General features: G+C 50.0%; 15 protein-coding genes and 2 tRNA genes. 13 read left to right on the top strand and 4 right to left on the bottom strand.

The genetic code is table 11. The features are described 5' to 3' along the window. Positions 1-200 precede the first annotated feature (200 nt). Positions 201-773: an LON peptidase substrate-binding domain-containing protein gene (locus BZG80_RS12015; RefSeq protein WP_021022322.1), complete on the top strand. Its 573-nt coding sequence runs from the start codon at positions 201-203 to the stop codon at positions 771-773. Between the two features lie 212 nt (positions 774-985). Beyond that, entirely contained in the window at positions 986-1978 is a 993-nt protein-coding gene (locus BZG80_RS12020; RefSeq protein WP_077679454.1) for a YvcK family protein, read from the top strand. Here the strand turns inward: BZG80_RS12020 and BZG80_RS12025 are convergent. The 3 genes from BZG80_RS12025 to uvrB form a co-directional block, all read right to left on the bottom strand. Next, a complete protein-coding gene (locus BZG80_RS12025) occupies positions 1925-2284 on the bottom strand; it encodes an Hpt domain-containing protein (protein ID WP_021022320.1) in 360 nt (119 codons plus the stop codon). The two genes, BZG80_RS12020 and BZG80_RS12025, sit on opposite strands and share 54 nt — an antisense overlap. Before the next feature lie 13 nt (positions 2285-2297). Continuing rightward, entirely contained in the window at positions 2298-3761 is a 1464-nt protein-coding gene (gene luxO / locus BZG80_RS12030) for a quorum-sensing sigma-54 dependent transcriptional regulator LuxO (RefSeq protein ID WP_241833907.1), read from the bottom strand. Positions 3762-4108: 347 nt separating this feature from the next. Then, on the bottom strand, positions 4109-6136 hold the full coding sequence (gene uvrB / locus BZG80_RS12035) for an excinuclease ABC subunit UvrB (protein WP_021022317.1): 2028 nt from the start codon (positions 6134-6136) through the stop codon (positions 4109-4111). A gap of 647 nt (positions 6137-6783) precedes the next feature. On the opposite strand from uvrB, the gene BZG80_RS12040 reads away from it, so the two are divergent. The 10 genes from BZG80_RS12040 (at position 6784) to gloA (ending at position 14412) form a co-directional block, all read left to right on the top strand. Further along, positions 6784-6859: transfer RNA gene (locus BZG80_RS12040), tRNA-Asn, on the top strand. A 36-nt stretch (positions 6860-6895) separates the two neighbouring features. Then, a tRNA-Asn gene (locus tag BZG80_RS12045) sits at positions 6896-6971 on the top strand. A 304-nt stretch (positions 6972-7275) separates the two neighbouring features. After that, the gene (rsxA, locus tag BZG80_RS12050; protein ID WP_021022315.1) at positions 7276-7860 is read left to right on the top strand and encodes an electron transport complex subunit RsxA; all 585 of its coding nucleotides are present in this window, start codon (positions 7276-7278) and stop codon (positions 7858-7860) included. Further along, positions 7857-8432 carry an electron transport complex subunit RsxB gene (gene rsxB / locus BZG80_RS12055; protein ID WP_021022314.1) on the top strand — a complete coding sequence of 192 codons (576 nt, stop codon included), beginning with the start codon at positions 7857-7859 and terminating at the stop codon, positions 8430-8432. The genes rsxA and rsxB overlap by 4 nt, the downstream gene beginning before the upstream one ends. Continuing rightward, positions 8432-10882 carry an electron transport complex subunit RsxC gene (gene rsxC, locus BZG80_RS12060; RefSeq protein WP_077679455.1) on the top strand — a complete coding sequence of 817 codons (2451 nt, stop codon included), beginning with the start codon at positions 8432-8434 and terminating at the stop codon, positions 10880-10882. Before rsxB ends, rsxC begins: the two co-directional genes overlap by 1 nt. Before the next feature lie 5 nt (positions 10883-10887). Continuing rightward, a complete protein-coding gene (gene rsxD / locus BZG80_RS12065) occupies positions 10888-11967 on the top strand; it encodes an electron transport complex subunit RsxD (protein WP_077460383.1) in 1080 nt (359 codons plus the stop codon). After that, positions 11964-12602: an electron transport complex subunit RsxG gene (gene rsxG, locus BZG80_RS12070; protein WP_077576312.1), complete on the top strand. Its 639-nt coding sequence runs from the start codon at positions 11964-11966 to the stop codon at positions 12600-12602. The genes rsxD and rsxG overlap by 4 nt, the downstream gene beginning before the upstream one ends. Beyond that, a complete protein-coding gene (locus BZG80_RS12075) occupies positions 12599-13297 on the top strand; it encodes an electron transport complex subunit E (RefSeq protein WP_274533714.1) in 699 nt (232 codons plus the stop codon). The genes rsxG and BZG80_RS12075 overlap by 4 nt, the downstream gene beginning before the upstream one ends. 12 nt (positions 13298-13309) lie before the next feature. Beyond that, a complete protein-coding gene (gene nth, locus BZG80_RS12080; protein WP_021022309.1) occupies positions 13310-13951 on the top strand; it encodes an endonuclease III in 642 nt (213 codons plus the stop codon). 44 nt (positions 13952-13995) lie between these two features. Further along, on the top strand, positions 13996-14412 hold the full coding sequence (gene gloA / locus BZG80_RS12085; RefSeq protein WP_021022308.1) for a lactoylglutathione lyase: 417 nt from the start codon (positions 13996-13998) through the stop codon (positions 14410-14412). A 192-nt stretch (positions 14413-14604) separates the two neighbouring features. Here gloA and motY read toward each other — a convergent pair whose 3' ends face one another. Continuing rightward, on the bottom strand, positions 14605-15516 hold the full coding sequence (gene motY, locus BZG80_RS12090) for a flagellar protein MotY (protein WP_021022307.1): 912 nt from the start codon (positions 15514-15516) through the stop codon (positions 14605-14607). A gap of 213 nt (positions 15517-15729) precedes the next feature. On the opposite strand from motY, the gene rnt reads away from it, so the two are divergent. Then, positions 15730-16392 carry a ribonuclease T gene (gene rnt, locus BZG80_RS12095; protein WP_077679456.1) on the top strand — a complete coding sequence of 221 codons (663 nt, stop codon included), beginning with the start codon at positions 15730-15732 and terminating at the stop codon, positions 16390-16392. Positions 16393-16647 lie beyond the last annotated feature (255 nt).

A 16647-nucleotide genomic window follows, 5' to 3' on the forward strand; every position in this document is an offset into this window, starting at 1 on the left:
TAATTGCACAATACGCGATTGCACAATGCAGGCCATGAAGCGGATTTGCATTGCAAATTGCGATTTATTCAACCGTCGGTTATGGCTTAAGCCGCTAGAAACGTGCCACCCCCCCGATACAGTTGAGTTTTAAAAAGTAGGCACCCCTTTTGCAGTATCTAGATTATTAGACCAAACCATTGCTCACCAGGAGGTGTACCATGGGACAATCAACACCCATTCTGTTCAACGATCGCCATATATTACCGGGTGGACGCATTCCACTCCGGATCCCAACCGGGGAAGCGTTGCAAACACTGGTCTTTGCCTTAAAACACGGTCTGCCTTTGGGAGTATGTATGGCAGAAAGCCAGGCTCAGCGTCAGCATGTCAATATTGGTACCTTTATCGAGATTGAAGATTACACCCGCAGTCAAGAGGATGGGTGTTTGGTTGTCACTGCCCGCGGCATTGCGCGTTTTGCGATTCGAGCCTTCAACCACCAGCATGATGAGATGTTATTCGCGACCGTGAGTCCACTCCCTCGCTGGCCTGACTGCCACGTCGATAAGCAAAGCGAACCACTGGTTGAGCGCTTACAATCCATGTTTGAGCGCCACCCAGAGCTACAAAGCATGCATCGTGAGGCAGAGTTCTCCAATTTAACTTGGTTATGTCAACGCTGGTTAGAGCTGTTACCGCTGCCAACCGATGAAAAACAAGCATTAATGGCCAATAACTCTTGTGTCGCTACACGCGATTACCTACTGAGTATGATGCAGGATCCTCACTAGATAGAGGACGATGCTTTCTGTGCTGCCTTGCCAATTACGCCCATTTTTCTGTCTTTTTAGGGTGAGGGATAATGCGCTGCGTTATCCCGTTTTTTCACTTTTTATCGTACTTTTCTTCTCCTGCTCACATTTTCGCACCAAGCGTTTCTTCTTAATTCGGACGATTAAGGTAACATTAGCGTAATTTTTCTGTCTGTTTAGGTCTCTCGGCAATGCGCCATCCAACGCTTTCTGATCCAGCGATTTCCCACCAAACCGTGTCTGATCAAGATCGATCAGCGCAAAGATCGTCTCACCAAGCAAACGTCACGTCTTCAACACGTATCGTCGCCCTTGGCGGCGGGCATGGCTTAGGGCGAGTGTTATCTGCATTAAGTGAGCATGGAAATCGCGTGACCGGCATTGTCACCACGACAGATAACGGTGGATCAACGGGCCGTATTCGCGCCTGCCAGGGAGGAATAGCCTGGGGTGATATTCGTAATTGCTTGAATCAATTAATTACCGAACCATCAGTGGGCTCTATGCTGTTCGAATACCGATTTAAAGGCAAAGGCGAACTGAATGGGCATAATTTAGGCAATTTAATCCTGACGGCGCTCGATAATTTATCCGTTCGCCCCTTAGAAGCGATTCAGCTGATTCGCGATCTATTAGATGTACGTCCGCATCTTCTGCCGATGTCTGAACACCCAGCAGAATTAGCCGCATTAACGGCTGACGGAGAAACCGTCGCGGGGGAAACACACATTGATGAGCTCTCTGCGCCCCCCACACGTTTATTTCTCTCGCCAACCGTACCGGCTACACGTGAAGCCATGGATGCAATTGCACAGGCAGACATGATACTGCTCGGCCCCGGCAGTTTTTTAACCAGTGTCATGCCACCTTTACTGGTTCCCGAATTGGGACGAGCGCTCAAGCATACGCAGGCAAAAATTGTTTTTATCCGTAATTTAGGCAAAGAAATCGGTCCGGCGGGCGAGATGTCTCTCGATACCATGTTGACGTGGTGCGAACGTGCGATGGGAGGCAAAAAGGTTGATGTTATACTCGGAGAGAAAAGCGCGACACAGCTTGACCCAGACTATCAACAAAAAGAGGCCGAGCTGGCCTCTTCAAATCATCATTGGCGTCACGACCGGGATAAGCTACGTCAAGCTATTGATGAAGTCCTGCTCGACTGCCATCTCCCGGTATGTTGACGCCGTCCCTTGCAGCATTTCGGTAAGCTCATCCAGGTGATGTGACATCCACTCGCGCTGGCCTTGCTTAACACGCGATTCGCACTCGCGCGCCATTTCGGCTAAATCATCGGCACCAAAACTGGCGGCACTGCTTTTAATCGCATGGCTGATTTCACGGATTTGCTCAATTGATGGCGAGCCAGCCAGTTGAGAGTGATACTGAGATAATTCATCACTAAATACAGTGAGCAAAACGGTCACCGTATCCTCTCCCACTTCTAATGCCAATCGACGCAATGTTTCAGTATTTACTGTGGTGGCCATACATCCGTTCCTATCATTCATTCGCCGCAGTTTTTTGCCAGGCTTGCAGTTTTCGGTACAAGGTTGAAGGACTCACTTCGAGTAACCCGGCCGCTTGCGGGATATTGCCATTGCACACATCAATCGCCGCTTCAATGGCGCGCTTTTCAATTTTCCATAAAGGCTCGATATCCGCTTTACTCAACGACGAAGGCGTTGAATCTGATGACTCTCGCGTCACCAGGTGATTCGGCGAAAAGGCACTCGTCGTGACTTCAGACCCTGCGTTATGCTGCGGTGATGCAATTTCGGCACCAGAAACGCGATTCACAGGAGAAGGAAGCATTTCTTTGCTGACTTCTTCACCATTATGCAACACAACGATGTTGCGAATCACATTTTGCAATTGACGAACGTTACCCGGCCAGTCATAACGCAGCAGGAGATCGGCTACCTCATCACTGAAGCGACAAAAATCTTTACCCTCTTCTGCAGAAAATACAGCGAGCAAGGCATTGGCAATCGCGAGTACATCGTCACCGCGTGCGCTTAAAGGCGGCAGTTCAAGTGGAATCACGTGCAGACGATAATAGAGGTCTTCACGAAACTTTCCTTGCTGAACCTGAAGCCAAGGATCTTGGTTGGTTGCACAAACAAATCGAACATCCACGTTTTTGACATGCGAAGAACCGACTTTTTGAAAGCTACCCGTTTGAATGAAACGTAGCAATTTGGATTGCAAATCCATATCCATTTCGCAAATTTCATCTAAAAAGAGAGTGCCGCCATGCGCCATTTCTGCCGCCCCTTCACGCTCAGCCGCCGCCCCGGTAAACGCGCCTTTAACATGGMCAAACAGCTCACTTTCAATCAGATCTTTGGGAATAGCGGCACAATTTAATGCAACAATAGGCTTATTACTGCGGGTGCTGGCTGCATGAATGGCCTCGGCACAGACTTCTTTCCCGGTGCCACTTTCACCTGTAATAAAAACAGTCGCTTTGCTGGGGGCGGCGGATTCGATCACGCGGTAAACCGCTTGCATCGGTAAGCTACTGCCGATGAAGCCATGATATTCGCTTTCGTGCTTGCTGGTGTTGGATTGATGGCTGGATTTAGGCTTGAGCGACTTATTCACCGTGACGCGCAATTGATCCGCTTCACAAGGCTTAATTAAGAAATCATTGGCGCCATGGCGCATCGCGTCGACTGCCGCGTCAATCGAGCCATGAGCGGTCATGATGATCACCGGCAAGTCTGGCGCGACAGCACGGACTTTTGCCAGCACATCAATCCCTGACATATCGGGCAGGCGAAGATCCAGAATGATCAACGCAAGTTGGTCGCCTTCTTGTTCAAAGAAAGTCAGCGCATCCTGCCCTTTGCCCACAATAGTGACATCGACATCCAAGGGATTTAAATACGATTTGTATAACGCCGCGACCGACGCTGTATCTTCCACCATCAATATTCGTTTATTGGGTGACAGTGCTGGCATTTATCCTCCAAGAATCACATCGCTGCCTGGGGTCTTCATAAAGCATACAGTCTTCATTGAGCCCATAGCCTTCATAGAGCCTGTAATATTCATTGGCTCAATTGCACGAGCGTATGCGAAATGCGTTGCATTATGCAAAATTTCTCACATTGTATCTTTGCTTGTGGCTTAAAACCACACGTTTTGTCGATGTAATCGCCTTTTTAATTTTTGGCACGCCAAATGCATCCTATTGTGTGACCCTAAGGGGTCACCTAGCCAACTGACGTTGTTTGTGAGTTATTACTCACTGAAACACTGTAGCCAACCTGACTTTTAGGTTGGCTTTTTTTTATCTAGCTTTTTATCTAACTATTGGCGATAAACTGCTCGCGCAGCCCCTGGAGCTGATCGCGCAATTGTGCTGCCGTTTCAAACTCAAGGTTTTGTGCCGCTTCTAACATTTGGCTTTCAAGCTTTTTTATTTCCGCATCAATCGCTTGCGGGGATTTCAGTGCATAATCTGCATCTGGCTCGGCAACAGCACGTAACGACTTCGCGGACGATTTATTCGCCTTGCTTCGCTTACCGGTGCCGATTTCCATCACGTCCATCACTTTTTTGTTCAATTTCTGCGGTGTGATGCCATGTTCCTCATTGTAAGCCACTTGCTTGACGCGACGCCGCTCGGTTTCATCAATCGCACGCTTCATCGATTTGGTGATCCGATCACCATATAAAATGGCTTTACCGCGTAGGTTACGCGCAGCACGGCCTATGGTTTGAATCAGCGAGCGTTCAGAGCGCAAGAAACCTTCTTTATCGGCATCCAAAATGGCAACCAAAGAGACTTCTGGCATATCTAACCCCTCTCGTAGCAGGTTGATCCCCACCAAGACATCAAACTCGCCAAGCCGTAAATCGCGAATGATCTCCATGCGTTCAACCGTATCAATATCAGAGTGCAGATAGCGAACGCGCACATCGTGCTCTTGCATATATTCAGTTAGGTCTTCGGCCATACGCTTGGTTAATGTGGTCACAAGCACCCGTTCATTCAGTTCGCGCCGGGCACGTACTTCTGAGAGTAAATCATCGACCTGAGTGGCGACCGGGCGCACTTCAATTTCAGGATCAATAAGCCCCGTCGGTCGCACCACTTGATCGATGATGTCTGACCCTGATTTCTCTTGCTCATAATTGCCCGGTGTCGCCGAGACATAAACTGTCTGTGGGGCAAGTGCTTCAAACTCATCAAACTTAAGTGGCCGGTTATCCAGCGCAGACGGTAAGCGAAACCCATAATCGACCAGTGTTTCTTTACGTGATCGATCACCTTTATACATGGCACCAATCTGAGACACAGTCACGTGAGATTCGTCGATAATCAGCAAGCCATCAGCCGGCAAATAATCAAATAGCGTCGGCGGCGGCTCGCCTTGAGTCCGGCCACTCAGGTAACGTGAGTAGTTTTCAATCCCGGAACAATACCCCAGCTCGTTCATCATCTCGATATCAAACTGCGTGCGCTGAGTTATCCGCTGCTCTTCCAACAACTTGTTATTTTCAAGCAGCGTTTTTTTGCGATCAGCGAGCTCCACTTTTATCTGCTCAACCGCTTCCAAGATACGCTCTCGCGGGGTGACATAATGCGTTTTGGGATAGATAGTACAGCGTGGCATATCTTTGACGCTGACTTGACCGGTCAATGGGTCAAAAACGCTAATGGTTTCAACTTCGTCATCGAAAAGCTCAACTCGGATCGCGTCTTTGTCTGATTCGGCGGGGAAAATATCAATCACTTCACCGCGAACTCGGAATGTACCGCGCTCAAATGCCAGATCATTACGGGTATATTGGAGTTCCGCGAGACGCTGTAAAATAGTGCGCTGATCCAGAATATCACCGCGCCGGATATGTAACATCATTTTCAGATACGCGTCGGGATCCCCCAAGCCGTAAATGGCCGATACCGACGCCACAATGACGACATCACGCCGCTCCATCAAGGCCTTAGTTGCCGAAAGCCGCATTTGTTCAACCTGATCATTGATTGACGCGTCTTTTTCGATAAAGGTGTCGGTTGAAGGCACATAGGCCTCTGGTTGATAGTAGTCGTAGTAAGAAACGAAATACTCCACCGCGTTATCCGGGAAAAACTCACGCATTTCACCATATAACTGAGCCGCTAGGGTTTTATTGGGCGCCAGTATCATCGTGGGTCGATTCAGTTCCGCAATCACATTGGCCATCGTGAATGTTTTACCTGAGCCCGTTACCCCCAATAATGTTTGATGCGCGAGCCCCGCATCGAGCCCCTCACATAATCGGTGAATGGCTTCAGGCTGATCGCCCGATGGTTGAAAAGCAGAATGCAGCGAAAACGTTTTACTCATGAGGCTGTCCTGTTGGGTCGTCTGACCAAGTCATCTTATTGTCCTGACTCACCTGACGGAGTCAACGACTCTGACTGCTTACTGGTTGCGTGTAAAATGCGATCTTTTTCGCGTAGAGTTCTTGATCTGAAAATCGGACCTAGGTAACCTATCGGTCCTCTTTTGGAACCCTTACCCCTCCTTCCCGCAAAAAAATCGCAACATTCAATGATCATCACTGTATTTATCCCCGATACTCAATGACTGACGAAAAAATAATCTGTGCATAATATTGACATTCCGCCTTCGTCATACTCGTGCGCACTTACCCATAAAAAAATCAATAAAATCATAACCATAAAAACACAAAACAATTTCGTGATTATCGATGTTTTGCATAAAATCAATCATGTAGCGAGTTTATCAAGATTCACACACATGGTTATCCACAGAATCTGTGGGTAACCACTGAAAGCCCTTGCCTTACTGGGGTGAATAAAAGTCAAGTCCAAGTTCGCATCAATGCTTAATCGATCGCCATTGTGGTGCTTTTATCAACGCCAACGGCTAGCTTTTCAGCAGTCAGTTGAAAAGATGGATTTTCTTAGGGTTGATGAGTTGACACTTTTTCAGGGGCTCGCTAAGATTCGCCCCGTTCTCAAGGCAATTCCCCCATAGTTCAGTTGGTAGAACGGCGGACTGTTAATCCGTATGTCACTGGTTCGAGTCCAGTTGGGGGAGCCAACCTTGAAATCAAAAAGAATACATAAGTAAATCGATTCCCCCTTAGTTCAGTTGGTAGAACGGCGGACTGTTAATCCGTATGTCGCAGGTTCGAGTCCCGCAGGGGGAGCCACTTCCTTCGTTTTAATTCTACTCTTTCCAAGTCACTCTCTGATCTGCTTCGCAGATTATGTCGCTATTTAACCAACGTTGACTGAGCTGTCTGCTTAGACTTGACTATTCTCTCCCTCGAAACAGCATTCTTATATTGATCGCCCCTTCTGTTCTACCACTACCCTTTACTAAGCCGGTCGCAAATCAAGCGTCACTGATAGCTTACAGCGGATCAGGCAAAAACCCTGCTTGATGGCGGTTGTTATAGCCGCTTCAAAGGTCGATAATAGGCAGATCACAAAAACACTAAATGATTAAATAGCATGGTTGAGTATTTGTTGCTATTAGTGGGCACTGTCTTGGTCAATAACTTCGTTCTGGTGGAGTTTTTGGGCCTGTGTCCATTTATGGGCGTATCAAAAAAACTAGAGACAGCGATTGGCATGGGCTTAGCCACAACCTTTGTGCTGACCCTGGCATCGGTGAGCTCGTACCTGGTTGAAACCTATATCCTCATTCCGTTAGATCTTGGCTACTTGCGCACACTGAGCTTTATCCTGGTCATTGCCGTGGTCGTGCAGTTCACTGAGATGGTGGTACACAAAACCAGCCCTACGTTACACCGGTTATTGGGCGTTTTCTTGCCACTGATCACCTCAAACTGTGCGGTGTTGGGTGTTGCTTTGCTCAACGTAAAACAGCAGCACAGCTTTATTGAATCCATCATTTATGGTTTTGGTGCGGCTTGTGGTTTCTCGCTGGTGTTGATTCTATTTGCCGCAATGCGTGAGCGTATTGCCGCGGCTGATGTGCCGGCTCCCTTCCGGGGCGCGTCTGTTGCTATGATCACCGCAGGTCTGATGTCGCTCGCCTTTATGGGCTTTACTGGATTGGTGACCTTATCATGAGTGGAATCGTGATCGCAGTGATTGTTATCGCTGCCCTCGCCGCTATTTTCGGCGCAATTCTTGGTTTTGCCTCGATCCGCTTTAAAGTCGAGGCCGATCCCATTGTCGATCAAATTGATGCGATCCTGCCACAAACGCAATGTGGCCAATGTGGTTATCCTGGTTGTCGACCCTATGCCGAAGCGATTGCTAATGGCGATGAAATCAATAAATGTCCCCCTGGCGGGCAACAAACCATTGAGAACCTCGCCAACCTGATGGGCGTTGAAGCGACAGAATTGGCGCATGATGAAGAAAAAAGCATCAAAACCGTTGCCTTTATCCACGAAGAAGACTGCATTGGCTGCACTAAGTGTATTCAAGCGTGTCCTGTTGATGCGATTGTCGGTAGCACCAAAGCCATGCATACCGTGATTGAACAAGATTGCACTGGGTGCGATCTCTGTGTAGCACCCTGTCCGACCGATTGCATTGAAATGATCCCCGTCCAGGACACACCAGAAACCTGGAAGTGGCAGCTCGACCAAATTCCGGTAGTAAACATAACCGACAATCAGGGGGCACGCGCCTGATGGAAAGTCTCATTGAACAAATTAAACACGGTCAGATCTGGGATTTTCACGGCGGTATTCATCCACCCGAGCACAAAACCCAATCTAACCAAAACGCGATTCTTGAGCACATACTGCCATCTGAACTGGTTATTCCGTTAAAACAACATATTGGCAGTAAAGGCAAACTACTCGTTAGCCAAGGCGATCAAGTCCTCGCTGGACAAGCTCTCACCGAAACCGACATTCAGCAATGTGTGCCGGTGCATGCTCCAACCTCAGGCACCGTGATTGCAATTGAAGATAGAACCATCGCCCACCCTTCTGGGTTATCCGATCGCTGTGTTGTGATTCAACCGGACGGTAACAATACATGGGGCGCAAAACCCGCTTTTGCTGAGTATCACACCCAAACACCTGAACGCCTGATTGACCATATTCGCGCTATGGGCATTGCGGGAATGGGGGGAGCGGGTTTCCCTACCGCCCGTAAACTACAAACCGGCCTCGCACGAACCGAGATACTGATCATCAACGCCGCCGAGTGTGAGCCCTATATCACCGCCGACGATCGCTTGATGCAAGATTGCGCCGATGAAATCGTCGCGGGCATCCAAATTCTCAACCACATTGTGAAGCCAAAACTGGCGGTGATTGGTATTGAAGATAACAAGCCCGAGGCGATTGCTGCGTTAAATGCCGCTGTCGACGCGGTGGAGGACGACATCCTCATTCAAGTGGTGCCGACCAAATACCCATCAGGGGGTGAAAAACAGCTCATCCAACTGATCACAGGAAAAGAGGTACCGGCCAAAGCCTTTCCGGCCAGCATCGGCGTGTTGATGCAAAATATTGGCACCACATACGCGATTAAGCGCGCCGTGCTAGACGGTGAGCCGCTTATCAAGCGCGTGGTAACCCTGACCGGGAAAACGCTCAAAACCCAGCAAAACCGCTGGGCACTATTGGGCACGCCGATTGGCGAACTATTAGCTCAGCACGGCTATAAAGCGGATAAAAAACAGCCACGGGTGATTATTGGCGGCCCGATGATGGGCTTTACGGTGCCTCACGCTAAGGTGCCCATCACCAAAACGACTAACTGTGTGTTGGTGCCAACCCGCAAAGAAATAGCACCAGCCAAACAAGAAATGGCCTGTATTCGGTGCAGTGCCTGTGCCGATGTGTGCCCCGCGCATCTTCTCCCGCAGCAGCTGCAGTGGTACGCGAAAGATCAAGACTATGACAAATGCCAAGACTACGATCTATTTGATTGTATTGAATGTGGCGCGTGTGCCTACGTCTGTCCTAGTGAGATTCCGCTGGTGCAATATTATCGCCAAGCCAAAGCCGAAATCCGCGAGATTGAAGCAGAAAAAGAGGCGGCCGAACGGGCGCGCCAACGCTTTGAAGCCAAAAAAGCGCGGATGGAACGAGAAAAACAAGAGCGAGAAGAAAAACACCGCCAAGCAGCGGAACGTCGCAAACAAGCCGCACAGCAAAATGCCGGCTCTGGCGATGCCTTAAACGCTGCAGTTGAACGGGTGAAGGCGAAAAAAGCGGCGCAATCGGCGGATAACGACGTGAAACCCGCAGTCGCCGCTGCGATTGCACGCGCAAAAGCTAAGCAAGCCGAGGCAGCGAAAACCGGCAGTGATGAGCCAGATAACAGTGAAATGATGAAGTTGCGCGAGGAGCGCAAACGGCAAGCCCGAGCACGTAAGGCGGCGAAAGAGACGCAAAAACCCGCGCAAGCCATAGCGTCGCAGGCAGGATCAGAAAACACTGACAACCAAGATGGTAAAAAAGACGCCGTAGCGGCTGCCGTTGCCCGCGCCAAGGCCCGAAAAGCGGCGCAACAAGGCGAATCAAGCGCTGATTCCTCGGCTTCGGCTGAAAGCCAAACCGCAACAGCCAATAAAACGTCAGACACTGGCGAAGCCAGCGATAAAAAAGCCGCTGTCGCCGCTGCTGTTGCTCGTGCCAAAGCGCGTAAAGCGGCGCAAAAAGGCGAATCAAGCGCTGATTCGTCGGCTTCGGCTGAAAGCCAAACCGCAACAGCCAACAAAACGTCAGACACTGGCGAGGCCAGCGATAAAAAAGCCGCTGTCGCCGCTGCCGTTGCCCGTGCCAAAGCACGAAAAGCGGCGCAACAAGGCGAATCAAGCGCTGATTCGTCGGCTTCGGCTGAAAGCCAAACCGCAACAGCCAACAAAACGTCAGACACTGGCGAGGCCAGCGATAAAAAAGCCGCTGTCGCCGCTGCCGTTGCCCGTGCCAAAGCCCGAAAAGCGGCGCAACAAGGCGAATCAAGCGCTGATTCATCGGCCTCGGCTGAAAGCCAAACCGCAACAGCCCACAAAACGTCAGACACTGGCGAGGCCAGCGATAAAAAAGCCGCTGTCGCCGCTGCCGTTGCCCGTGCCAAAGCGCGTAAAGCCGCTCAACAAAAACAAGATAATAAGGAATAATCAACGTGGCGTTTTTCATTGCAAGTTCACCACACGCCCACAATAAGCGCTCCACCAGCCATATTATGCTGACCGTTCTCCTGTGCGCATTACCAGGACTCGCGGCACAGTGGTATTTCTTTGGATGGGGAGTATTAATCCAGCTAACGCTCGCCGTGTTAACCGCCTGGACAACAGAAGCACTGGTGATGCGGTTACGTCGCCGCCCGGTGATGGCCTATTTACGTGACAATAGCGCGCTGCTCACTGCATTTCTTTTGGCCGTCGCGATCCCCCCGATGGCACCTTGGTGGGTGATCGTAATTGGTACCGCGTTTTCTATCATCGTTGCCAAGCATATTTATGGCGGGCTGGGTCAAAACCTGTTTAATCCTGCTATGGTTGGCTATGTAGTACTGTTGATCGCATTTCCAGTACAAATGACTACCTGGCTACCACCCGAAAGCCTTGCCACCCATGCGTTAACGTTCGGTGATACCCTAGCCGCTATTTTCAGTGGCTATACGTTGGACGGTTTTAGTGTTAACCAACTCCGTATGACCGTCGATGGTGCAACCATGGCCACGCCACTGGACACCATAAAAACCGCATTAGCCGGCGGACAAACCGTCAGTGAGGCCTTGCAACAGCCTATATTTTCTGCCGTTGGTGGCAAAGGCTGGGCCTGGGTGAATACGCTGTATCTGCTCGGTGGTTTGGTATTGATTCAACGCGGTGTGATCAACTGGCATATTCCGGTTGCGGTACTCACCGCCTTATTATCAAGCTCACTGTTGGGCCACTTGATTGCGCCCGATCAATTAGCGTCGCCGCTGATTCATTTGTTGTCTGGTGCGACCATGCTGGGGGCATTTTTCATCGCCACCGATCCGGTTTCCGCATCCACGACGGACAAAGGGCGCTTGTGGTTCGGCGGCCTCATTGGGGTGTTGGTGTACTTGATCCGCACTTGGGGTGGCTACCCCGACGGTGTCGCGTTTGCAGTGATTATCGCTAACTTATGCGTGCCTTTGATTGATTACTACACCAAACCGAGAACTTACGGCCATGCGAATAAGCGGGCAGAGAAGAAGTCACAGTCATGATTGAAACAATACGAAAACATGGGGGTATCTTGGCGATCGCAGCCCTCTTATCCACCGCATTAGTGGCGGTTACCAATGCGCTGACTGAAGACACGATAAAAGAGCAACAACAAATTCAGTTATCCAAAGCGCTCAATCAAGTGATCCCAAAGGCGCGCCATGATAATCCGCTTCACCAAAGCTGCCGCCTGGTGACAAACTCGGACGCACTCGGCACTGACGAGGCGCAACCTTTTTATGTCGGCACCTTGAACGATGAGGTGACCACGGTCGCCATTCAAACCATCGCCCCCAATGGCTACAATGGCGCGATAAAAGTGCTGATCGGGATGGATGCCACCAGTCATCAAGTCTTGGGCGTACGGGTCCTCGAGCACAATGAAACCCCAGGCCTGGGAGACAAAGTGAGCTTGCGTGTGTCGGACTGGGTACAAAGCTTTAGCGGCAAGACAGTGACCAGTGAAGACGATAAACGCTGGGCGGTCAAAAAAGATGGCGGTCAGTTCGATCAGTTTACCGGTGCGACCATTACCCCCCGGGCGGTGGTTACCGCGGTAAAAAAAGCGGCCTGGTTTGTCAGCCAGCAACAAGCTACCTTGCTTAACCAACCTGTCAATTGCGGAGGTGCGTCGTGAACAGTGACCACAAAGCGCTGATGAAAAATGGCTTATGGAGCAACAACCCCGCCTTTGTGCAGCTGCTGGGGTTGTGTCCACTGCTGGCAGTCTCTGCCACCGTCACCAATGCGCTGGGCCTCGGCATTGCAACACTGGCTGTGCTGGTGGGTTCCAACTTAATCGTGTCGGTGATCCGAGAATGGGTGCCTAAAGAAGTGCGTATCCCAATTTTCGTGATGGTGATCGCCTCATTGGTCACCTGTGTGCAATTGGTGATGAATGCCTATGCTTACGGCCTTTATCAGTCACTCGGGATCTTTATCCCCTTGATTGTCACCAACTGTATTATTATCGGCCGCGCTGAAGCCTTTGCCTCAAAAAACCCGGTTGGCTTATCGGTTAGTGATGGGTTTTGGATGGGAACGGGCATGACCGCAGCGCTGGTGATACTCGGCGCGATTCGAGAGATTATTGGTAACGGCACCTTGTTTGATGGCGCCGATCTGTTGCTCGGTGACTGGGCCGCGGCGCTACGGATTGAAATTTTCCAATTCGATACCAAATTCTTATTGGCGATATTGCCACCCGGTGCATTTTTAGCGGTGGGCTTTTTGATCGCTCTGAAGAACATCATTGATACCCATCTTGCCAGTAAGACAGAATCCGAGCAGAAACCAGTGATTGAACGCGCGCGGATCACCGGCAATCAGTGACGGGATAGGGAAATGAATAAAGAAAAACGACAACAGATTTTGGAGCGGCTGCGAGACAACAATCCAACACCGCAAACAGAGCTGCATTGGTCTACCCCTTTCGAGTTGTTGATTGCAGTGTTACTGTCTGCCCAGGCCACCGATGTGAGTGTCAATAAAGCTACCGATAAACTCTATCCGGTGGCCAACACACCAGAGGGCTTATTGGCACTAGGTGTGGATGGGGTGAAGTCCTATATCAAAAACATCGGCCTGTTTAATTCCAAAGCCGAGAACGTGATTAAGACCTGTCGTGCGCTGATCGAACAGCACGGTGGTGAGGTGCCAGAAAACCGCGAAGCGCTGGAGGCCTTACCCGGTGTCGGGCGTAAAACGGCCAATGTCGTGCTCAATACCGCATTTGGTTGGCCCACTATTGCGGTCGACACCCATATTTTTCGGGTCTCTAATCGCACCAAGTTTGCGATGGGTAAAAACGTCAATGACGTGGAAGAGAAACTGAACAAGGTGGTGCCCAAAGCGTTTAAGGTCGATGTGCACCATTGGCTTATTTTGCACGGACGCTATACCTGCCTGGCACGCAAACCCCGCTGTGGCAGTTGCATCATTGAAGATTTATGTGAATATAAAGATAAAGTCTATCCAGACAGCTAACGCTATTTCAGGCGAGCACTGGCAAGTAATAAAGGAGCAACGTCATGTCTAACGGCAGAATTCTACACACCATGATCCGCGTCGGTGATCTGGATCGCGCAGTAAAATTTTACACCGACGTAATGGGTATGCGTTTGTTACGCACCAATGAAAACGAGCAGTATAAATATAGCTTGGCGTTTGTCGGTTACAGCGATGAGTCTGACGGTGCGGTGATCGAATTGACCTATAACTGGGGCGAATCGGAATACGATCACGGCAACGCCTTTGGTCATATTGCGATCGGTGTCGACGATGTTTACGCCACCTGTGATCAAATTCGCCAAGCCGGCGGCAATATCACTCGCGAGCCAGGCCCAGTAAAAGGTGGCAGCACTGAAATCGCTTTTGTCACTGACCCTGATGGTTATAAGCTCGAGCTTATTCAAAACAAGAGCGCGTCTGCTGGCCTAAACGGTTAACTGACACCTGCTCTTATGAAGCTCACACGCTTAACAGAGTGAGCCTTAGTGATAGCGACATAGCCAAGACAATAAAGCCCTGCTTTAACCGCAGGGCTTTGTTATTTCTGTCGCTGGGAACTAAGGTTCGCTTTTGGTTTGTCATCCCACCTCGGCTGAACGTCCGCCTACTCGCTGAACGTTGACTGTGCCTTATAACAAGGTCCTACCCAGAGAGATCACCACACGACGGTTTTTACTTCGGCCAATGGGATCCTCGTTATCGGCGACCGGCCGGCGCTCGCCATAGGCTTCAACGGTAATCCTGTCCTCAGGCAAGCCCAAAGAGGTAAAGTAGTCACGTAATTTCTTCGCCCGCCGCTCCGACATTTGTTGATTGGCGGCGCGTGTGCCTCGTGCATCGGAATAAGTGGCGACCAAAACCAAATCAATATCATCGCTATAGCGGACAAATTCGGCAATTTGGGTTAAGCGTTGGCGGCTCGCTTTGGTGAGTTCATCGCTGTTTTCTTGATAGCGCAACACGGTAAAGGAAATGTCCTCAAACGCGTAAGGCAATAAGGTGTTTAAGCATTGGCTAAATTCTTGGTACGGTGCCCCAAACGCCACCGCAGACAGGGCAACATCGATTTGACGCTGTTGGCGCCGCCAATCTTGAAAACTAAAGGTAGGAAAGCGACCTTCTTCCAATTCGCTCAACATCGACCAGGCCGTTTGGCCGCCGACATAACCATCAAACTGTTGGAAAAACTTAAGCTGGTCCATATATCGGGCCGGTTCACCGGGCATCCAATCGGCCGGCATGGATAGCAAAGATACCGGCGCTGTCTCACCCATAGGACGCTGCATCTCCAACTCGAAATCTACATTCATGTCTTTGCTGGCGCGCGAGGTAAACGACGCGAGCCCGTATCCAGGAATATTGTGCTGCAGGCGGCACTCGATCGGTGTATCTATGGTCACCGCCCAGTTCGACTCGCCAAGCGATGCGACATATTGCTTGTTTGCATAAACATTACCCGCACTCAATAGACCCACGGTGAGGGCCAGCGCGCCCGGCAACACATTATTAATCAGGCATGGCTTAAAAAGGCGAGACGCCATTCTGGACTCCGAACTTCGCATGAGGCTCTGCACAGGCTTTATGATCCTTGGAGTGGCATATTTGCACACCTAAAGAGGATGCACCCAGCAGTGAGAGACGGTTTAACCAACAAGAGTAACGATAAAGATATCGACCGGCAAGATGGTGACTTTAGCTTATCGTCCGGATTTGCGATAATCATACTCTGATTATTGTAAGTAAAGTGACATTGCATGAGCCAAGAAAGCGATCTAAACAGCCTTAAGGCCCGATTCCGTGGTTACTTTCCCGTTGTTGTTGATGTGGAGACAGCCGGGTTTAACGCCAACACCGATGCATTACTCGAAATTTGCGCGGTAACCTTAAAAATGGATGAGCAAGGCTGGCTCGCTCCGGATAAAACATTGCATTTTAATGTCACGCCTTTTGAAGGCGCCAACTTAGAGCCAGCGGCCCTTGAATTTACCGGCATTCGTGATCCCTATAGCCCCTTGCGCGGCGCGGTTGATGAGGGCGAGGCCTTAAAAGAGATTTTTAAACTGATCCGTAAAGAGCAAAAAGCGGCAGAGTGCCAGCGCACCATTATGGTCGCCCACAATGCCAATTTTGATCACAGCTTTGTGATGGCCGCCTCCGAGCGCGCGAAACTAAAGCGTAACCCCTTCCACCCTTTTGCCACCTTTGACACGGCGGCTTTAAGCGGCTTGGCTCTCGGGCAAACCGTGCTGGCTAAAGCCTGTAAAACCGCTGATATTGCTTTTGATAACAAAGAAGCCCATAGCGCCCTTTACGATACCGAGCGTACGGCCGAGCTATTTTGTGAAATTGTTAATCGTTGGAAGCGCCTAGGCGGCTGGCCTTTGCCCTCTGCGCCAACACCTGAAAAAGACGGGTAATGCCAGGCTCCAGTCAATAAGTTACGTCGACTTGCCCGTGAATATGTGCGGGCATTTTTTGCTTCACTGCATTCCCCCTCATCAGTCATCAAAAAACCAACCTTTTCTTGTTAACAACTTGTTTTATGTCACACTTTTAAAATGTTCTTTTTAGCTTTATTTTAGTGCAACACATTCGGTTATTAAACAGCCACTTCTCTAATATAAGCACCCTGATTGGGCTGCGCTCTTACCAAATAAGAGATTTATATACTC

This window comes from Salinivibrio sp. MA440 (assembly GCF_001996265.1).
Classification (GTDB): Bacteria; Pseudomonadota; Gammaproteobacteria; order Enterobacterales; family Vibrionaceae; genus Salinivibrio; species Salinivibrio costicola.

Bases quoted from the DNA above. Each gene is read 5' to 3' on its own strand.
- BZG80_RS12015 (WP_021022322.1), top strand. From the start codon at position 201: ATGGGACAATCAACACCCATTCTGTTCAACGATCGCCATATATTACCG.
- BZG80_RS12020 (WP_077679454.1), top strand. From the start codon at position 986: ATGCGCCATCCAACGCTTTCTGATCCAGCGATTTCCCACCAAACCGTG.
- BZG80_RS12025 (WP_021022320.1), bottom strand. From the start codon at position 2,284: ATGGCCACCACAGTAAATACTGAAACATTGCGTCGATTGGCATTAGAA.
- uvrB (WP_021022317.1), bottom strand. From the start codon at position 6,136: ATGAGTAAAACGTTTTCGCTGCATTCTGCTTTTCAACCATCGGGCGAT.
- rsxA (WP_021022315.1), top strand. From the start codon at position 7,276: ATGGTTGAGTATTTGTTGCTATTAGTGGGCACTGTCTTGGTCAATAAC.
- rsxB (WP_021022314.1), top strand. From the start codon at position 7,857: ATGAGTGGAATCGTGATCGCAGTGATTGTTATCGCTGCCCTCGCCGCT.
- rsxC (WP_077679455.1), top strand. From the start codon at position 8,432: ATGGAAAGTCTCATTGAACAAATTAAACACGGTCAGATCTGGGATTTT.
- rsxG (WP_077576312.1), top strand. From the start codon at position 11,964: ATGATTGAAACAATACGAAAACATGGGGGTATCTTGGCGATCGCAGCC.
- nth (WP_021022309.1), top strand. From the start codon at position 13,310: ATGAATAAAGAAAAACGACAACAGATTTTGGAGCGGCTGCGAGACAAC.
- gloA (WP_021022308.1), top strand. From the start codon at position 13,996: ATGTCTAACGGCAGAATTCTACACACCATGATCCGCGTCGGTGATCTG.
- motY (WP_021022307.1), bottom strand. From the start codon at position 15,516: ATGGCGTCTCGCCTTTTTAAGCCATGCCTGATTAATAATGTGTTGCCG.
- rnt (WP_077679456.1), top strand. From the start codon at position 15,730: ATGAGCCAAGAAAGCGATCTAAACAGCCTTAAGGCCCGATTCCGTGGT.